This window comes from Pseudoalteromonas sp. C2R02 (genome assembly GCF_018860845.1).
Lineage (GTDB): Bacteria > Pseudomonadota > Gammaproteobacteria > Enterobacterales > Alteromonadaceae > Pseudoalteromonas.
The window spans coordinates 135,902-155,568 of the sequence record NZ_JAHKQC010000027.1 but is presented as its reverse complement, the minus strand read 5'-3'; the positions used below and the strand labels follow the sequence as shown (position 1 = coordinate 155,568).

The 19,667-nt window shown below is 36.1% G+C and carries 13 protein-coding genes; 4 read left to right on the top strand and 9 right to left on the bottom strand.

The window, feature by feature from the left end; genetic code table 11:
- Nucleotides 1-110: 110 nt before the first annotated feature.
- The 7 genes from KO527_RS09895 to rlmD form a co-directional block, all read right to left on the bottom strand.
- Complete coding sequence (locus tag KO527_RS09895) at nucleotides 111-947, bottom strand: lytic transglycosylase domain-containing protein (protein WP_216040147.1); 837 nt, start codon at nucleotides 945-947, stop codon at nucleotides 111-113.
- The gene (locus tag KO527_RS09890; RefSeq protein ID WP_216040146.1) at nucleotides 947-1,381 is read right to left on the bottom strand and encodes a hypothetical protein; all 435 of its coding nucleotides are present in this window, start codon (nucleotides 1,379-1,381) and stop codon (nucleotides 947-949) included. The genes KO527_RS09895 and KO527_RS09890 overlap by 1 nt, the downstream gene beginning before the upstream one ends.
- Nucleotides 1,382-1,551: 170 nt before the next feature.
- Nucleotides 1,552-2,844, bottom strand: coding sequence for a phosphopyruvate hydratase (gene eno, locus KO527_RS09885; protein WP_216040145.1), 1,293 nt, complete (start codon nucleotides 2,842-2,844; stop codon nucleotides 1,552-1,554).
- 120 nt (nucleotides 2,845-2,964) lie between these two features.
- Nucleotides 2,965-4,605: a CTP synthase gene (locus KO527_RS09880; RefSeq protein ID WP_042143093.1), complete on the bottom strand. Its 1,641-nt coding sequence runs from the start codon at nucleotides 4,603-4,605 to the stop codon at nucleotides 2,965-2,967.
- A gap of 94 nt (nucleotides 4,606-4,699) precedes the next feature.
- On the bottom strand, nucleotides 4,700-5,497 hold the full coding sequence (gene mazG, locus KO527_RS09875) for a nucleoside triphosphate pyrophosphohydrolase (protein ID WP_289847682.1): 798 nt from the start codon (nucleotides 5,495-5,497) through the stop codon (nucleotides 4,700-4,702).
- A gap of 68 nt (nucleotides 5,498-5,565) precedes the next feature.
- Nucleotides 5,566-7,743 carry a GTP diphosphokinase gene (relA, locus tag KO527_RS09870; RefSeq protein WP_216040144.1) on the bottom strand — a complete coding sequence of 726 codons (2,178 nt, stop codon included), beginning with the start codon at nucleotides 7,741-7,743 and terminating at the stop codon, nucleotides 5,566-5,568.
- Nucleotides 7,744-7,773: 30 nt separating this feature from the next.
- Complete coding sequence (gene rlmD, locus KO527_RS09865; protein WP_216040143.1) at nucleotides 7,774-9,144, bottom strand: 23S rRNA (uracil(1939)-C(5))-methyltransferase RlmD; 1,371 nt, start codon at nucleotides 9,142-9,144, stop codon at nucleotides 7,774-7,776.
- 138 nt (nucleotides 9,145-9,282) lie between these two features.
- Here rlmD and barA point away from each other — a divergent pair, with 138 nt between their 5' ends.
- The gene (gene barA / locus KO527_RS09860; protein ID WP_216040142.1) at nucleotides 9,283-12,063 is read left to right on the top strand and encodes a two-component sensor histidine kinase BarA; all 2,781 of its coding nucleotides are present in this window, start codon (nucleotides 9,283-9,285) and stop codon (nucleotides 12,061-12,063) included.
- A 47-nt stretch (nucleotides 12,064-12,110) separates the two neighbouring features.
- On the opposite strand, the gene lptG is transcribed toward barA, so the two are convergent.
- Entirely contained in the window at nucleotides 12,111-13,178 is a 1,068-nt protein-coding gene (lptG, locus tag KO527_RS09855; protein ID WP_216040141.1) for an LPS export ABC transporter permease LptG, read from the bottom strand.
- Between the two features lie 68 nt (nucleotides 13,179-13,246).
- Nucleotides 13,247-14,377 (bottom strand): LPS export ABC transporter permease LptF, encoded by a 1,131-nt coding sequence (gene lptF, locus KO527_RS09850; protein WP_216040140.1) that lies wholly within the window; start codon nucleotides 14,375-14,377, stop codon nucleotides 13,247-13,249.
- Between the two features lie 155 nt (nucleotides 14,378-14,532).
- On the opposite strand from lptF, the gene pepA reads away from it, so the two are divergent.
- The 3 genes from pepA to KO527_RS09835 all read left to right on the top strand — a co-directional run bounded on the left by pepA (nucleotide 14,533) and on the right by KO527_RS09835 (nucleotide 19,554).
- The gene (gene pepA, locus KO527_RS09845; protein WP_216040139.1) at nucleotides 14,533-16,044 is read left to right on the top strand and encodes a leucyl aminopeptidase; all 1,512 of its coding nucleotides are present in this window, start codon (nucleotides 14,533-14,535) and stop codon (nucleotides 16,042-16,044) included.
- 152 nt (nucleotides 16,045-16,196) lie between these two features.
- The gene (locus KO527_RS09840; RefSeq protein ID WP_216040138.1) at nucleotides 16,197-16,646 is read left to right on the top strand and encodes a DNA polymerase III subunit chi; all 450 of its coding nucleotides are present in this window, start codon (nucleotides 16,197-16,199) and stop codon (nucleotides 16,644-16,646) included.
- Between the two features lie 52 nt (nucleotides 16,647-16,698).
- The gene (locus KO527_RS09835) at nucleotides 16,699-19,554 is read left to right on the top strand and encodes a valine--tRNA ligase (protein ID WP_216040137.1); all 2,856 of its coding nucleotides are present in this window, start codon (nucleotides 16,699-16,701) and stop codon (nucleotides 19,552-19,554) included.
- The last annotated feature ends 113 nt before the right edge of the window (nucleotides 19,555-19,667 follow it).

Genomic DNA, 19,667 nt, shown 5'->3' with positions numbered 1-19,667 from the left:
TTTAACTTTAAGTGTTTGGTTTTCATTGATATTTGTAGGCCCTACATTATTTTGTTCTATTTTCCTTAACCTTTTTATGCTTTATTCAATTATGAGTAACTAAATTACCACTAATTAGATAATTGACCATTAGGTTTGTAAATTGACTCCCATTGTCTTACTTTTTGCTTACGTGTCAACATGCTAATGTCTTCAACATGATTACTTTGTTTATTTATATTTGATTCTTTACTTTGCTGCGGCGCTCTATATTTTTTATTGCGGGTTAAATTGTGACGTCTGATCTTTCTTATATGGCTTAATTTAGCTAATTCATCTTCTGATAAATACTTATAGTCATCACTTTCATCCAATACCGCTTCGCTGTCACTCTTTTTAGCAAAGTATTCATTAATATGTTTTTTTATTAGTTTATTTACAAATACATGGTTTTTAAAATTTTTGCTCGTTGATATAACTTTACGTACATACTTATGTGTTACAGGGATCACTTTTAAACTGCCATCATACTGCCTAACAGCTGAGCCACCATTGTAATGAGATAAAGCAATATCTAACCTTTGGTCGTACATATTCATTAACTGCTTTAAATACCGAATGCCTATATCTATATTAGTTGAGATATCATAAAGCTGTGCTGCTGATACATTAAACTCCCCCATAGCTGTTGCAGGCATAATTTGCATCACACCTCTCGCCCCAGCATGGCTTAAGGCATCGCCTTCAAAGTTAGATTCTACCTTGGCAACTGACAATGCCAAAATTGGGTCTAGATCATATGCTATCGACTTTTCAATGATAGTATTCATCACTTTTAATTTTTCAGATTGATATGACGCTTGCGCATTATGAGTAGCACACAGTAATAACATAAAGATAAAACTGGCTTTAATAATATTAGCTATATTCCTTATGCTCCTATTACACATTTTGATTATTGAAACCATTATATTTCCTCCAGACGTGACAACCATTGCTCGTTTAAGGTTGTTATGGAAAGGTTTGAGCTGTTTATTTGTGTTTTAAGTGTAATAACCTTAGAAATAGGCAAATTACTTTCGATAGCTAAAATAAGCTTATCTTGAGGGTTAAAACTGTTAGCTTTAATTGAATTCAGATCTGTATCATAAAAAAGACCATGATAATAAATCACATATTTAAGCGCTTCCCCTTTTGTTTGCTTTTCTTTGTCTGTATTTTCTTTAGTAACTTCTATTATTTTTGATTTAGCTAACTCTGATACCTGTTTTGATTCTGCTGGCACACCCATAGATATTAAAGCCAAAATCAGCAGTGCAAAAAATGCCATAGATAAAGCAAGTGCTACTTCAGTCAGTGCTTGTGTTGTTGAATTTTCATGTTCTTTTAATTTAATAGCCACGGAAAATCACTTATAGTTAACTTTAATATAAATGAGTTATGAAAAGCTTTGAGTGATTTTTAAAGATGTTAGAATTATTTTAGAGTTAATAGGTAGGTTATTTTCAAATATGGAAAAGGTTTGGTATAAAACCAAACCTTTTATTTAAATCATGCTAGTGAGCAGATTTATTATTGACCTTTAATTTCGCTACGGCCTTTATAAGCAACTTTATCGCCTAAAGTACCTTCAATACGAAGTAATTGGTTATATTTAGAAACACGGTCAGAACGACATAGTGAACCAGTTTTGATTTGACCTGCAGCAGTACCTACCGCTAAATCAGCAATTGTTGCATCTTCAGTTTCACCTGAACGATGTGAAATAACAACTGTAAAACCAGCATCTTTAGCCATTTTGATTGCTTCTAAAGTTTCAGTAAGCGAACCAATTTGGTTGAATTTGATTAAGATAGAGTTACCTATGTTTTCATCAATACCACGCTTAAGGATTTTAGTATTAGTAACAAATAAATCATCACCTACTAATTGTACTTTCTCACCGATTTTATCAGTTAAGATTTTCCAACCAGCCCAATCACTTTCGTCTAAGCCATCTTCAATTGAAACAATTGGGTGGCGCTCAGAAAGACCCGCTAAGTAATCAGCGAAACCAGCTGAATCAAATACTTTACCTTCACCTTTAAGGTCGTATTTACCGTCTACGAAGAATTCAGATGCAGCACAATCTAATGCTAATGTGATATCTTTATTCATTTCGTAACCAGCAAGTGTTACAGCTTCAGTAATGATAGCAAGTGCTTCTTCATTTGATGCTAAATCTGGTGCAAAACCACCTTCATCACCAACTGCAGTGCTTAAACCACGATCACTTAATACTTTTTTAAGTGTATGGAAAATTTCAGCACCCATACGTAAAGCTTCAGTGAAAGTTGATGCGCCTACTGGCTGGATCATGAACTCTTGAATATCAACGTTGTTATCAGCATGCTCACCACCGTTGATGATATTCATCATAGGTACTGGCATAGAATATTGGCCTGAAGTGCCATTTAAATCAGCGATATGTTCGTAAAGCTCAACACCTTTATCAAGTGCTGCAGCTTTAGCAACTGCTAATGACACAGCTAGAATAGAGTTTGCGCCAAATTTTTCTTTATTTTCTGTACCATCAAGCTCAATCATAATGGCATCAATTTTAGCTTGCTCAACTGGATTCTGACCAATTAAAGCTTGGCCAAGTTCGCCATTAATGTAATTTACTGCTGTTAGAACACCTTTGCCTAAATAACGTGATTTATCACCATCGCGTAATTCTAATGCTTCACGGCTACCTGTTGATGCGCCAGATGGTGCACATGCACGGCCCCAAAGACCGTTATCTAAATGTACATCTGCTTCAACAGTTGGATTACCGCGTGAATCCATTATTTCACGACCAATGATTTTTACTATTTTTGACATTTTAGTTCCTCTTCCCAATGATAGTTTTAGTAATTCGTGGATATTAATACTCATTCAATAGAACAGTATTAATTTTTAGCAATAAAAAAGCCGTGTCAATGCACGGCTTCTATTATGTCATTACGATGGTAATGATGATTTTTGATATTCTTTGGCTGCTGCAACAAAACCTTCAAATAATGGGTGTCCATCACGAGGCGTTGAAGTGAACTCAGGGTGGAACTGAGCAGCAATAAACCAAGGATGATCTTTATTTTCAATGATTTCTACTAATTTTTTATCTTCAGATAAACCAGTGAAAGCAAGACCAGCCGCTTCTAATTTTTCAATGAAGTTATTGTTAACTTCATAACGATGACGATGACGCTCAAATATTTCATCTGAACCGTATACTTCACGTACTTTAGAACCCGGCGTTAAATGACATTTTTGCGAACCTAAACGCATCGTGCCACCTAAATCAGACGCTTCATCACGTTGCTCAACTTTACCTTCTGAATCTAACCATTCTGTGATAAGGCCTACAACTGGTGCGCTAGAGTTTGAATCAAACTCAGTTGAGTTTGCATCTTCAAGACCTGCAACATTACGAGCGTACTCAATTAAAGCAACCTGCATACCTAAACAGATGCCTAAGTAAGGTACTTTATTTTCACGCGCGTATTGTGCTGTACGGATTTTACCTTCAACACCTCGGCCGCCAAAACCACCTGGTACAAGTATCGCGTCTAAACCAGCTAATACTTCTACGCCTTTGCTTTCTACGTCTTGAGAGTCAACATATTGAATGTTAACTGTGACACGGTTTTTAAGACCTGCGTGTTTTAATGCTTCATTTACTGATTTATATGCATCTGGTAATTCAATGTATTTACCAACCATACCAATCGTTAATTCTGTTGTTGGGTTAGACTCTTGATAAAGAACCTGTTCCCACTCTTCAAGATTTGCTTCTGGGCAATCTAAATGGAAGCGACGACATACTAAATCATCTAAACCTTGAGATTTTAATAATGCTGGAATTTGGTAAATGCTCGGTACATCTTTTAATGAGATAACCGCTTTTTCTTCAACATTAGTAAATAATGAAATCTTAGCGCGTTCATTTGCAGGAATTGTGCGATTTGAACGACATACTAATACGTCAGGTTGAATACCTATTGAACGAAGCTCTTTTACAGAGTGTTGCGTTGGCTTAGTTTTAAGTTCACCAGCAGCACCTAAGTAAGGTAAAAGTGTTAAATGCATGAATAATGCAGATTCACGACCAAGTTCAGTACCTAATTGACGAATTGCTTCAAGGAAAGGCAGTGATTCAATATCACCTACTGTACCGCCAATTTCTACCATAGCAATATCATAACCTTCAGCACCTTCAATTACGCGACGTTTGATGTCATTTGTAATATGTGGGATCACTTGGATGGTAGCACCTAAGTACTCACCTTTACGCTCACGACGTAAAACATCTTCAAAAACACGGCCTTGTGTAAAGTTGTTTTTCTTAGTCATTTTGGTGCGAATAAAACGTTCGTAGTGACCTAAATCTAGATCTGTTTCTGCACCATCTTCAGTAACAAAAACCTCACCATGTTGAATTGGACTCATAGTACCAGGGTCAACATTGATATATGGGTCTAGTTTTAGAATTGTCACTTTTAAGCCGCGCGCTTCTAAAATTGCAGCTAATGATGCAGCAGCAATACCTTTACCCAAAGATGAAACAACGCCACCCGTTACGAAGATAAATTTTGTACTCATGAGAACCCTAAATGTGAGAAAAAACGAAATCAAGACGGGAAAAAATTATACTAAAAAGCTCGTCTTTTCTCAATGAGAATTATAAAAAATATGATTATTTCTTTTTCTCATTTATCTTCACTTGATCCCATGCTTGCTCCATCTGCGCCAATGTAGCATCTTCAAATTTAATCTTGTGATTATTAAGGTGATATTCCACTTGCATAAACCTATTAGTAAACTTTTGATTTGCTTGACGCAATAATTGCTCAGGGTCTCGTTTTGCATGTCTGGCAACATTTACCAAAGCAAACATTAAGTCACCTATTTCTTCAGCAGTTTTATCTGAGTTTGAATCTAATTCTAACTCTTCCTCTACTTCTATGACTTCTTCTTTTACTTTTTCCCATGCACCAGATATTTCAGGCCAATCAAACCCAATATGGGCAACACGTTTTTGTATTTTATTTGCTTGGCTCAATGCTGGTAAGTTTTTAGGAATATCAGCTAAAACAGAAATCGCCTCCCCTGCTTTAATCTGTCTTTCTTTGGCTTTCTCATTTTCCCAGTTTTGCTTTATTTTATGCTCATCTTCAAATTTTTCTTCACCAAAAACATGTGGGTGGCGACGTGTCAGCTTTTCACACACAGCATCAACAACATCATTAAAGTCAAAAAGCTTATCTTCAGTGGCCAATTGTGCATAAAAAACTACTTGAAATAACAAGTCACCTAGCTCCTTTTTAAGCTCATCCATATCCCCTTGCTCTATCGCATCGGCAACTTCATAAGCTTCTTCTATTGTATGTGGTACAATTGATTGATAGGTTTGTTTTAAATCCCATGGGCAGCCTGTATTAGGAGTACGTAGCTTCTGCATGATGTTAATTAAATTTTCTATTGACTGGCTCAAATTTTATTACCTTCTAGATATGGAAAAGGCGAAGATATACTTCGCCTTTTCATATTATTTAGTTGTTATTAATGATGACGTCTGGCTTCATATACGCCTTCAATTTGCTGTACTTTTGTCAAGACGCGATTCATTGTAGATAAATCTGTAATTTCAAGCTTCATATCAAATATCGCTAACTGCTTTTGAGGTTGGGTATTTAAGCTCATATTTAATACATTGATTTTTTCATTTGCCAATACCGAGCTAATATCTCGCATCAGTGCAGGTCTATCATTAGCCTCTATGCGTATTGTTAAAGCATAGCTTGTTTGCACATCTGCAGCCCAGCTAACATCGGTGACACGTTCTGGTGTTGAGTTACTTAGTTGAACAAATTGCTCACAGTCACTTCTATGAACCGCAATGCCTCTACCTAAGGTAATATAGCCTGATATCACATCACCTGGTACTGGTTGGCAACAACCAGCAACATGACTCATTAAGCTGCCGACACCATCAACTATAATGCCGTTTTTATCACCTTTCGTTGATACTGCTTTATGATGATGTTTAAATTTAGGGATATCATCTTTTATTTGTTTGCTTTGTAGATAATTTATAAATTGCGCTAAACGCACATCACCCGCACCAATTGCAACTAATAACTCATCAACTTGATTGAAATTAAAACGCTTTACCGCCCCGTCTAATTCTTTAATAGTTAAATCATGTTTTACCAGTTCAGCATCTGCAATCTCTTTGCCTGCAGCTAAGTTTTTATCTCTATCTTGTTGCTTAAACCAATGATGTATTTTAGCGCGCGCCCTAGATGACTTGATATAACCAAGTGATGGGTTTAACCAATCTCTACTTGGGCTAGGCTCTTTTTTAGTGAGGATCTCTATTTGATCTCCCGTCACTAACTGATGCGTAAATGGCACTATTTTGCCAAATATTTTAGCGCCTATACATCTATGACCGACATTAGAATGAATATAATAAGCAAAATCTAGTGGCGTAGACCCCATAGGTAAATCAACAATATCACCAGAAGGGGTAAATACATAAGCACGGTCTTCAATAACTTGATTTTTTAGCTCTTCAGCAAGTTCTTGATCATCGGCAAGACTTGAATCATCAACGACTTCTTCTTGCCATTGTAATAAAGAGCGCAACCAATTTATTTTTTGATCATACCCTGATTTTTTACTTGGTAATGATCCCTCTTTATATTTCCAATGGGCAGCAACACCCAATTCAGCATCTTCATGCATGCCTTGGGTTCGAATTTGCACTTCAACTGTTTTACCTTCAGGGCCAAGCACAACTGTATGAATTGATTGATAGCCATTAGGTTTAGGCGTGGCAACATAATCATCAAATTCTTTATGTAAATGCTGCCAGTTGGTATGCACTATCCCTAAAGCGGCATAACAGTCTTGAATATGATCAACCACAACCCTTATTGCGCGAATATCGAATAGCTGTTCAAAATCGTAATTCTTTTTATACATTTTTTTATAAATGCTAAAAATATGCTTAGGACGCCCTTCGACTTGTGCATCTACATTTGCTTCATCTAATTTAGATTGAATAGACGCGACCATATTAGTCATATAAGATTCACGGTCTAAACGTTTATCATCTAATAACTTGGCTATTTTTTTATAATACTCGGGATGCAAGTAACGAAAAGAAAGATCTTCTAATTCCCACTTTATTTGACCAATGCCTAAACGGTTTGCTAAGGGTGCAAAAATACTGCTGGTTTCTTTAGCAGCAATTACACGCTCTTCTTCACTGGCATTTTTGACACTGCGTAAATGACATACTTGTTCAGCAAGTTTAATGACAACAGCACGTACATCTTCCACCATAGCTAAAAGCATACGTCTGATATTATCTATCTGTATTGTACCTTTATTTTGGTGTGCTAAGGTACTGATTGTCGCCATTTGAAAAACACCTTTAAGCAAAGTTGCTAAAGACTTTCCTAGTTTTTCTTCAACATCTTCAATAGTGATGACTTTTCTTAAATAAAAAGGTGTTAAATAGGCGGTCGCAAGTGTTTCAGGATCCATATTAAGCTCAGCTAATATTTCAACCATTTCCTTTGATTGCTCAAATGGTAAGTTTTCATCTAAATCCTGACAAAACTCAATCGCTAAACGCATGGCATCTAGCTGTTCATCATTCAAATCAATTAATTCTAGCCAATGAGTCTCTGTATCATCATTTATATGTGATTGACGAATTGAAACCATAAAACACTTCCTTTTAGCGACTAATACCTACTATGACTTTGTAAACAACGCCATAGTTTCAACATGTCCAGTGTGCGGAAACATGTTCATTAAACCAGTTTTACTTATTTTAAAACCAGCATCTATAATTAATTTACTATCTCTTGCTAAAGTTACTGGGTCGCAAGATACATACAAAATACGTGCAAAACGTTTAAGTTTAAGCTGAGATAAAATATCGAATGCCCCCGCTCTTGATGGGTCTAATACAAGCACATCGTATTCTTCATTAAACCATTTTGCCTTTGCCATCGATTCATTGAGGTCTTGACAAAAAAACCGCGCATTTTCTATTTGATTATTCTTGGCATTAAATTTTGCCATCTCAACAGAGGAAGCAACACCTTCAATGCCAACCACCGAGCTTGCTCTTTGAGCCATAGGCAAACTAAAATTACCAATACCACAAAATAAGTCCAGTATTTTTTCATCACTTTTTAAATTTAACCAATCAATTGCCTGTTTTAACATCAATCCATTAACTTTATGATTCACTTGAATAAAGTTATCGAATGAAAAATTAAACTTAAGATTAAATTCATTTATATCATAATGCAGAAGATGAATATTTTTATTATTAATAACAGCTTGGGTACTTGCATGTTTATCACTAAATTCATATTGACCAGTTTCGCCTTCTAATACTATTTTCCAGCCATTTTTATCCGCCTCAGATGACAGTAAATTAATATCGTTTTCACTTAAAGCTCTAATATGACGAATTATAATTAAAGCTTGGTCTTGGGTTCTATATAACTGTAAGTGAGTAATTGATTGACCTGTTTTAAGCCTTTTTAGAAGTGGATGGAATACTTCAAATATATTACTAAAACATGACTCTAAAACTTGGCAGTTATTAATGTTGATTATCTTTTTTGAACCTTTTTGACGATAACCAAATAAATATTCTTTTTTATTTTTATCGTAAAAAACAGCGATACGCGCTGTACGGCGATACGTTAAAGGTTGGCTATCTATAGCTGATTGCCAATTTAAATCTGTATTTGCATCACCTAAAAACTTTTCAAATAATGAGTTAACCGCTTTTTGTTTTTCTACTAGCTGTTGTTCGGGCGCTAAGTGCTGTAACTGACAGCCACCACATATATTGTAATGAGTACAAAATGGTTTAACTCTGAACTCACTTGGCTTAATAACTTTGCTTACTGAAAAGCGCTCAAACTTCGCTTTAGTTTGTGTTGGACTTGCCAAAACAACTTCTCTAGGCAAAGCACCTTCAACAAAACCCACTTTGTTATTTACTCTCGTTATACCTACCCCTTCATGGTTTAAAGTATCGATAGTCAATTGCTGCTTTCCTTTTGCAACTGTTTTTTTCTGTGGCTTGAAAAATTGTGCCATTAATAATGCCTTGATTGTGTCGTCAGTAAACTAAATTGCACTTTAAATTCAATAAATAAAAGCACAATGATTGATTAAGCAAAACTTAAGCTTTACTCTTAGTAATTCAATTAAAAAAATATTAATAAATTACTTTATATGACTAAATTAGGTTTAAAAGAATGGGTTTTATTACTCACTTTAGTACCCGCAATGATCATAGGTTTAGTACTCGGATCTTATTTTACTATAAATCGTTATTTGGAATTAAATGACTTTTTAGTTGAACAAGGCACTAATATCATTGAACCTTTAGCTATTTCGGCTGAAGATGCCTTAGTCAATAAAAATAAAAATACGTTAAATCGTTTAATTAGCCATAGTCATAATAAACAATCGCCTTTAATAAAAAGCATCGCCATATTCGATCATGATTATAACTTAGTTGTTACCAGTAACTACCATCGCCACTTTTCACAGCTAGAACAAAAAACAAATTCAAGCAAAAGTACTCTTGTTACATTTTACGATAATTATATCGTTTTCCATACGCCTATTTTTGATCATAATGTTTCTAGTGATAATTCTAGCTTAACTCAAGCCTTGCCTATTATTGGGTTTGTTGCAATCCAAATCAATAAAGATCAAGCCATTATGGCAAAACAACAATCAGCGTTCTTTAGTCTTTTGGTTATTTTATCAACTTTAATTTTTGCGCTAACCTTTGCCTTAAAGTTAAGTCAAAGATTATCTCAACCCCTTAAAAAAATAGTATTGGCAATAGATACATTAAAAAGTGGCAATCAAGATATTTCCATAGATAGACCTATGGGCGGCGAGTTTGAACTAATTAGGCAAGGTTTAAATAACATATCTCATAATATGGTGATGCAAAAAGATGAAATGCAAAAACATATTGATCAAGCGCTCAGTGATAATAGAGAAACATTTGAACAATATGAAACACAAAATATTCAATTAAATATCGCCAAACAAGAAGCGCAAGATGCCAATAAAGTAAAATCCGACTTTTTAGCAAAAATGAGTCATGAACTTAGAACACCATTAAATGGCGTAATTGGTTTTACCAGACAACTTTATAAAACTCCTTTAAATAAAAATCAAATTGATTATCTCGATACTATTGAGTTATCTGCTAATAGTTTATTAAGTATTATTAGTGACATTTTAGACTTTTCTAAACTTGAAGCCGGCGCGATGGAATTAGAAAAAATACATTTTCAATTACGAGATACCGTAAATGAAGTGCTCACTTTATTAGCACCAAGCGCCCATGAAAAGTCATTAGAGTTATCAATTTATATCCAAGATAAAGTGCCTGAAAACTTAATTGGCGACCCTACACGATTTAAACAAATATTAATAAACCTGATAAGTAATGCAATTAAATTTACCGAATCAGGCAGCATTACTGTTGATATAGAATGCCGACTTTTCGATATAAAACACACCTCTTTATTGGTTGCGATTAAAGATACAGGTCATGGCATTAGTGCCGATAAGCAAGATTCTTTGTTTATGGCATTTGGCCAAGCAGATTCAAGCATTACCAGGAAATTTGGCGGTACAGGTTTAGGTTTAATTATTACTAAACATATTGTTGAAGCAATGAAGGGCGGAATTTCATTAAATTCAGCTTTAGGTAAAGGCAGCTGCTTTACATTTAATGCCATGTTTGAACTACCTGAACATAACCATATAGAAATATTACCAATTAATAGTTTAAAACAGAAACGGGTTTTATATTTTGAACCACATGAACATTCTCATGATGCAACTTTAACAATATTAGAAAATTGGGGTATTCATGTTGAGGCATGTAAAACCATAGATGAGCTTGAAACTGCATTGAATCAAGAATTTAATTTCGATATCTCAATAATCGGCCATAGTGCATCACCAGATACTATGAAAGATATACGTACTTTGGTCAGTATGACTCGTGAGCACACTGACTACCTTTATTTAATGGTCAATACTATTTCTCATAATATGCGTGAAGCGCTTGTTGGTATTGGTGCTGATGCTTGTTTAAGTAAACCTGTTAACCATAAGAAACTATGTGAAACGTTAGCAGCGCCATACAGGTTAGATCATCCATCTATTCATACTCCGACCACCTGCGATAAAATTTTACCTTTAAAAGCATTAGTTGTTGATGATAACGCCGCCAACCTTAAGTTGATCTGTACATTATTAGAAGAGCAAATTGAAAATTTAGATACCGCACATAACGGTGCTCAAGCGCTAAGTTTAGCTAAAACTCATAAATATGATTTAATCTTTTTAGATATTCAAATGCCTATTATGGATGGCATTACCGCCTGTAAAATGATTTTAGATTCTTCTTTAAATGAAGATACCCCGATTATTGCCGTTACAGCCCATGCACTGGCCAGTGAAAAAGAACACCTATTAAAGATTGGTTTTAGAGGATATTTAACTAAACCATTAGATGAAGATATGTTACGCCAAGCAATTCATGAATATGGTGAACATAACATGCCTAAAGCCCAGTTAAAAATACCTAAAGCTAAAACAAATTCACACATATTAAACTCACCCAATGCCCCCTTTAGAAGCAGTATTGTTGATTGGAAGTTAGCTTTAGAGCGTGCAGGCGGAAAAAGTGAACTTGCCCATGAAATGCTTAATATGTTAATGCTGAGCATCCCTGAAACACAAAAAACCTTAGAGCAAGCCTATATAGATAGAGAGCGTGAAAAAATCCTGCAAATTATACATAAGTTTCATGGTGCATGCTGTTATACGGGCGTGCCAAAACTTAAAAATCTAGCCGAAACAATGGAATTATCACTAAAGAAAGGTGCTTCGATACAAGATATTGAGCCGGAATTGTTTGAGTTTCAAGATGAGTTAATAAACTTAATTTCAGATGCTAATGTAGAAGAGGTTTAAGCATACCTTTCATCACCCTCAGAAAATCCTGAGGGTGATTACTGTAATTAGCTTCTCTTATTAAGTAAATAAGTGGCAAATGCAATAAATAGAAGGCTTGGTACAATAGCGCCTATCACTGGAGGTATTTCATAAACCAATACTATTGGTCCAAAAATCTTATCTATTAAGTTAAATACAATGCCTGTAACAACACCCATTATGATTCTTGCACCCATAGTGACTGTTCGTAACGGCCCAAAAATGAAGGATAAAGCAACAAGTAACATCACAGCAATCGATACCGGTTGCATAACCTTACGCCATAAAGCCAACTCATAATTACTGGTATCTTGATCATTTTGCTTTAAGTAATTTAAATAAGACACTAAACCAGTAAATGCCAAAGCCTCAGGTTTTACTGAAACAACGCCTAGTTTTTCTGGTGTTAAATCCGAGTGGTAAAGTGATTGTGCTAGCTTTTCAGACGTAACTTTATCTTCACCTAAATTGATGCGGTTGACATCACTTAACATCCAACCTTGTGAGTGAGGTATTGCAGTTTTTGCCTGAGTAACCTGCTTTAGCTCTAAAGTTTCTTTATCAAAGTTATACATATTAAGGCCATTTAATCGCCCTGATGAATCCACATTCTCTATATTTATAAATACATCACCATCCTTTGCCCAAATGCCTTTTTTAGCATTAAAAACACTGCCACCCGATATGGCCGATGCACGTAGCTCTTTTGCTTTTTTTTGCGCTTCTGGTACGCCCCACTCACCTAGTGCCATCATACACAGCGCTAAAAATAAAGCGGTTTTCATTACCGATATAATAATTTGTAAACGTGACATGCCCGCAGACTGCATTACCACAAGCTCACTATTAGACGCAAGCGCCCCTAAACCCGTTAAACCACCTATAAGCGCAGCCATAGGAAAAAATAATACTAAGTCACCAGGCATACTATATAAAGTATAAAGCCCTGCAGCCGCTAAGTCATAAGTACCACGACCAACTGAACGTAGCTGATCAATAAATTTAATTAAGGTATTGAGACCAACTAACACCATTAATGCAAACCCTGTGGTTTGAATAATGCTACGACCTAGATACCAATCAAGTGTTTTCAACTCATCATGCCTTTTTAATAATGCTTAAAATAAACGATTCTAATTTTTAATATTAACTAATTTTTCAATCAACTAGCTGTTTTTCTAAACTTAGAAAAAATAAATGAACCTATGGGCCTGCCTTTTAAAATCAATAAGGAACCAATAAATAACGCTGATAAATGAATCCACCACAAACCAAGTGATTGCGGTATTTTTCCATCAGCTAAGGCAAACTTAGCTGCATTTAAAAATATGAAATATCCAAGATATAAACCAAGTGCAGGCACTAACTTAGCAAACTTCCCTTGGCGAGGATTAACCACACTTAAAGGTACTGCTAGTAATGTTAAAATAGGAATAGACAATGGGATCGCAATACGCCACTGGAACTCAGCTCTAGCTTCATTATTATCCATAACAGCAAGATCATGACTTGGCACCGCTTTAAGCTTTCGTCTTTTGTGTTCTATTGCTTGTTCTTGAATTTGAACTTGATAACCTTCAAATTGGGTATAGGTTAATGCTTGGCTCTTATTTTTAATTTCATATCTTTTACCATCACTTAATATGAGTTTTTGCTCCCCGGATACATCTTCAACAACAGTGCCTTTATCAGCATAAACAAGTTGTGCTTTTTTGTTATCAATCGGTGTTAATTCATTTTCGTTTTCGGATTCTGGCAACTGTGCGACAAAAACACGATTTAACTCACTGCCACCTTGATTTATATCATGAATAAAAACAACCGCTTTACCATTTTCGGTTTGTTGAAAACGTCCCGCTCTCAAAGAAGATAACCCCGCGTCTGCCTCAGCTTGCTCCTTTAACTGATATTCTTGTTCTGCAGCCCAGGGCGCCAGATATAAAGTGACAATACCTGCGAATATCGCCATGATAAAACTTGAAACTAAAGTCACTCGTGTGACATACCACTCACTTACGCCACACGCCTTTAATACCGTCATTTCACTATCAGCATAAATCCGACTATAAGCTAAAATAATACCGAGAAATATACTCAAAGGTAAAATTAAAGAAGCTAATTGAGGTAACTTAAGTGCCAAAAATGACATCACTAATTTGCCTGGGATCCCGCCTTCTGAAGCAGAAGTTAATATCCGAACAAACTTTTCACTTACAAAAATAGTCATCAAAGTAAAGAAGACTGCAAATTGAGATTTTAGTACCTCAGCAGTCAAATAACGAAAAATTAGCAATCTATGCCCCTATAAACATCTCTTTTCACTGGAATAGTGTGGAATTTCGAGTAAACTTGTTATTTTTAGAAGTTAATTATATGTCATTGGCGCTGAAGGTACACAAAAAGTTGTAATCAGCGGCAATAGAAAGCAGATTAAAGGCAGGTGTCGCTATGGAATTTAGCGTAAAAAGCGGAAGTCCGGAAAAGCAAAGAAGTGCTTGTATTGTTGTAGGTGTATACGAACCGCGACGTTTATCTCCAATTGGTGAGCAATTAGATCGCATCAGCGATGGCTATATCTCAAATTTATTACGCCGTGGAGATTTAGAAGGCAAACCAGGACAAATGTTATTGCTACACCATGTACCAAATGTACTGAGTGAACGCATATTACTTGTTGGTTGTGGTAAAGAACGTGAATTAGATGACAAGCAATACAAGCAAATCATCTCTAAAACAATAAGTACTTTAAATGAAACAGGTTCAATGGAAGCTGTATGCTTTTTAACTGAACAACATGTTAAAGGCAGAGATACATACTGGAAAGTACGTCAAGCAGTTGAGACAACACAAGACAGCTTATATACATTTGATCAGCTTAAAAGTAAAAAAAGCGATACCAGACGTCCATTACGTAAAATCGTATTTAATGTACCAACACGCCGTGAACTGACAATCGGTGAGAATGCAATCGACCATGGTCTTGCAATCGCTGAAGGTATGAAGCTATGTAAAGACGTCGCTAATATGCCGCCAAATATCTGTAATCCAGCATATTTAGGCGAAGAATCGCAAAAAATTGCAGCTGAATTTGATAAAGTCACAGTTAATCTAGTAGGCGAAAAAGAAATGGCTGAGCTTGGTATGAACTCATACTTAGCGGTAGGTCGTGGTAGTGAAAATGAATCTGTTATGTCTGTTATTCATTATAACGGTGCCCCAGAAGATCAAGCGCCAATCGTTTTAGTTGGTAAAGGTCTGACATTTGACTCAGGTGGTATTTCATTAAAACCAGGCGAAGGCATGGACGAAATGAAATATGATATGGGCGGTGCTGCGGGTGTTATTGGTACTATGCGCACATTAGCGCAAATGAACCTACCTATAAATGTAATTGGTGTACTTGCTGGCTGTGAAAATATGCCTGGCTCAAATGCTTATCGTCCTGGTGATGTTTTAACAACGATGTCAGGCCAAACTGTAGAAGTATTAAATACAGATGCCGAAGGTCGATTAGTATTATGTGATGCACTTACGTATGTTGAAAGTTTTGATCCTGAACTTGTAATTGATGTTGCAACACTAACGGGTGCTGTCATTGTTGCATTAGGACATCATGCAACTGGCGTTTTAGCAAACCATAATCCATTAGCACACGATATTCTAAAAGCATCCGAGCAAAGTGGTGATAGAGCGTGGCAATTACCTTTATGGGATGATTACCAAGAACAACTTGCAAGCCCGTTTGCTGACTTTACTAATTTAGGTGGCAAAGCCGCTGGCACAATTACCGCAGCATGTTTCTTATCTAAGTTTACTAAAAAGTATAACTGGGCACATTTAGACATCGCAGGTACTGCATGGAAAAGTGGCGCAAACAAGGGTGCGACCGGTCGACCTGTTCCTATGCTCGCCCAATATTTATTAAACAAAGCAGAAGAAGTTCAAACGCCAGAAGCTTAGCTGCGATATCAATGCTTTAAGTTTAGAATTTAATTACTTTTGAACTTTTAAGCTTAAAAATATATCAAGATTTAAAAATAAATCCCCTTTCGCTTTTGCGATAGGGGATTAGTTTTTATAGAATACGCCATTGCTTAAATAAAAAGACTGTTATGAACGCTATTTTTTACGTTTTAAAACACAACGAAGCGCTAGACAAACCTGAGCAGGAAATAGATATTCCGGCTCATTTTGATCTCGCTGCACGCTTGGCCGCGGATCAATTTAGGCAAGGAAAGCGTGTTTTTATTTATACAAATGATAAAAACGACTCTCACATTATAGATGAGTATTTGTGGTCTTTTGAAGCAAACAGCTTTGTACCACATAACCTTCAAGGTGAAGGTCCTGCAAATGGGGCTCCGGTAGAAATCGGTGATTCAACTCCTGTTGGCAATAGAAGAATTTTAATTAATTTGGCAACTAAAGTGCCTGATTTTATAAACAGATTTAGTCAAGTTTTTGATTTTGTTCCTAGCGATACAAACCTTAAACAAGCAGCGAGAGAAAGGTATAAATATTTACGACAAATGGGCGTTAATATTTCTACACAAGATATTTAAACTTGATAGATAGTTAATAGTTAAACTAAAAAATTAGATTAAGGCTCCAATAATGGAAAAAACATATAACCCGCAAGATATTGAACAGTCTTTATATCAAGGGTGGGAAGAAAAAGGTTACTTTAAACCATCTGGTAAAGGTGAAGCTTATTCAATTATGATCCCACCACCAAATGTCACTGGTAGCCTACATATGGGCCATGCATTCCAAGATACCATTATGGATACCCTTACACGTTATAAGCGTATGCAAGGTAACAATACTTTATGGCAAGTTGGTACCGATCACGCTGGAATTGCAACACAAATGCTCGTTGAGCGTAAATTGGCTGCTGAAGAAGGTAAAACACGTCATGATTTAGGTCGCGATGCATTTATCGATAAGATCTGGGATTGGAAAGAGCAATCTGGCGGCACTATCACAAAACAACTTCGTCGTTTAGGCGCATCAGTTGATTGGGATCGTGAACGTTTTACAATGGACGATGGTTTATCTGAAGCAGTAAAAGAAGTATTTGTTCGTTTACATAAAGAAGATTTAATTTACCGTGGCAAACGCCTAGTAAACTGGGATCCAAAGCTTCATACCGCTATCTCTGATTTAGAAGTAGAAAATAAAGATAAAAAAGGCCATATGTGGCACTTACGTTATCCTTTAGCTGATGATCTAAAAACTAAAGAAGGTAAAGATTACATCGTAGTGGCAACAACTCGTCCTGAAACTATGTTAGGTGATACGGGTGTTGCAGTTAATGCCGATGATGAGCGTTACCAAGACCTGATCGGTAAAGATATCTTACTGCCTATCGTAAATCGTCGTGTCACTATCGTTGCAGATGAACATGCAGATATGGAAAAAGGCACAGGTTGTGTGAAAATCACGCCTGGTCACGACTTTAACGATAATGAAGTGGGTAAACGTCATCAACTTCCAATGGTTAATATCTTTGATAAAAACGCAGCCATATTAACACAAGGTGAAGCGTATACTTTTGATGGTAAAGAGCTTGAGTTTGACGCACCAATTCCTGAGCGTTTACATGGTTTAGACCGTTTTGCAGCAAGAAAAGCAATTGTAGCTGAATTTGAACAAGCGGGTTTATTAGAAGAAATTGAAGACCACGGTTTAACCGTTCCTTATGGTGATCGTTCTGGTGTAGTAATTGAGCCATTGCTAACAGATCAGTGGTATGTACGTGTGGCACCACTAGCTGAAACTGCAACTAAAGCAGTTGAAGACGGTGAAATTGAATTTGTGCCTAAACAATACGAAAACATGTATTTTTCTTGGATGAATGATATTCAAGACTGGTGTATTTCACGTCAACTTTGGTGGGGACATCGTATCCCAGCTTGGTATGATAACGAAGGTAATGTATTTGTTGGTCGTGATGAAGCTGAAGTACGTCGCGATAACAATATTGCTGATGATGTTGCCCTTAAGCAAGATGATGATGTATTAGATACTTGGTTCTCATCTGCACTTTGGACTTTCTCAACACAAGGCTGGCCTGCACAAACTGAAGATTTAAAAACTTTCCACCCTTCAGATGTATTGGTAACAGGTTTTGATATCATTTTCTTCTGGGTTGCGCGTATGATCATGATGACCATGCACTTCAACAAAGATGAAAACGGTAAACCACAAGTACCATTTAAAACCGTTTATGTAACAGGCCTTATTCGTGATGATAACGGCGATAAAATGTCGAAGTCTAAAGGTAACGTACTCGACCCATTAGATATGATCGATGGTATTGATCTTGAAAGCCTAGTTGAAAAACGTACTGGCAACATGATGCAACCTAAGCTTGCTGCTAAAATTGAAAAAGATACACGTAAAGTATTTGCTGGCGGAATCGAAGCACATGGTACTGATGCATTACGTTTCACACTAGCAGCAATGGCATCAACAGGTCGTGATATCAACTGGGATATGAGCCGTTTAGAAGGTTACCGTAATTTCTGTAATAAGTTATGGAATGCAAGCCGTTATGTATTAATGAATACTGAAGAACAAGATTGTGGTTTTACCAATGATCTTGAAAAACAATATTCATTAGCTGATCGTTGGGTTTTAGGTCAATTTGAGCAAACAGTAAAAGTATTTACTGAGCACTTAGATAACTACCGTTTTGATTTAGCTGCTAATACTATTTACGATTTCACATGGAACGAGTTCTGTGGTTGGTATTTAGAATTAACTAAACCAGTAATAATGCAAGGCACAGAAGCTGAGCAGCGTGGTACCCGTCATACGTTAATTACAGTGCTTGAAAGCTTATTACGCTTAATGCACCCATTAATGCCTTACATCACAGAAACTATCTGGCAACGTGTTGCACCACTTGCAGGTTTAAACACAACAGATACCAGTATTATGGTTCAAGCTTTCCCTGCATTTAATGAAGCTAATGTAGATACTGATTCGATGGCTGATTTAGAATGGGTTAAACAATTCATTTTAGCAATACGTAATATTCGTGGTGAAATGGACATCAGTCCTAATACGCCGCTTAATGTATTACTTAAAAATGTATCAAGCGATGATCAACGCCGTTTAAATGAAAATAAAGCCTTCTTAGCTTCTCTGGCTAAACTGGAGAGCTTTACAGCTCTAAGTGATGGCGAACAAGCACCTGCATCAGCAACAGCTATGGTAGGCAGTTTAGAAGTATTAATTCCTATGGCGGGTTTAATTGATGTTGCAGCAGAAGTTGCACGTCTAAATAAACAGTTAGAGAAATTAGAAAAAGAGCTAGGCCGTGTTACAGGTAAACTTAACAATGAAAAATTTGTGAGCAAAGCACCTGAAGCGGTACTTAACAAAGAAAAAGCAATCTTTGCAGAATTAAGTGAAGCTAAAGCAAAATTAGTTGAGCAGAAAACAACGATTGAAAATCTTTAATTAGTAGGTATACCAGTTCCGTTAATTAACAGAACTGGTATTAACAAAACCTCTAATATGGAGGTTTGATTAAATATTTATTATAGAAAAAAATGCCAATCAGTGACCTGATT

Excerpts from the sequence above, each read along its gene's own strand:
- KO527_RS09895 (WP_216040147.1), bottom strand. The coding sequence starts at position 947 with ATGGTTTCAATAATCAAAATGTGTAATAGGAGCATAAGGAATATAGCT.
- eno (WP_216040145.1), bottom strand. The coding sequence starts at position 2,844 with ATGTCAAAAATAGTAAAAATCATTGGTCGTGAAATAATGGATTCACGC.
- KO527_RS09880 (WP_042143093.1), bottom strand. The coding sequence starts at position 4,605 with ATGAGTACAAAATTTATCTTCGTAACGGGTGGCGTTGTTTCATCTTTG.
- relA (WP_216040144.1), bottom strand. The coding sequence starts at position 7,743 with ATGGTTTCAATTCGTCAATCACATATAAATGATGATACAGAGACTCAT.
- rlmD (WP_216040143.1), bottom strand. The coding sequence starts at position 9,144 with ATGGCACAATTTTTCAAGCCACAGAAAAAAACAGTTGCAAAAGGAAAG.
- barA (WP_216040142.1), top strand. The coding sequence starts at position 9,283 with ATGACTAAATTAGGTTTAAAAGAATGGGTTTTATTACTCACTTTAGTA.
- pepA (WP_216040139.1), top strand. The coding sequence starts at position 14,533 with ATGGAATTTAGCGTAAAAAGCGGAAGTCCGGAAAAGCAAAGAAGTGCT.
- KO527_RS09840 (WP_216040138.1), top strand. The coding sequence starts at position 16,197 with ATGAACGCTATTTTTTACGTTTTAAAACACAACGAAGCGCTAGACAAA.
- KO527_RS09835 (WP_216040137.1), top strand. The coding sequence starts at position 16,699 with ATGGAAAAAACATATAACCCGCAAGATATTGAACAGTCTTTATATCAA.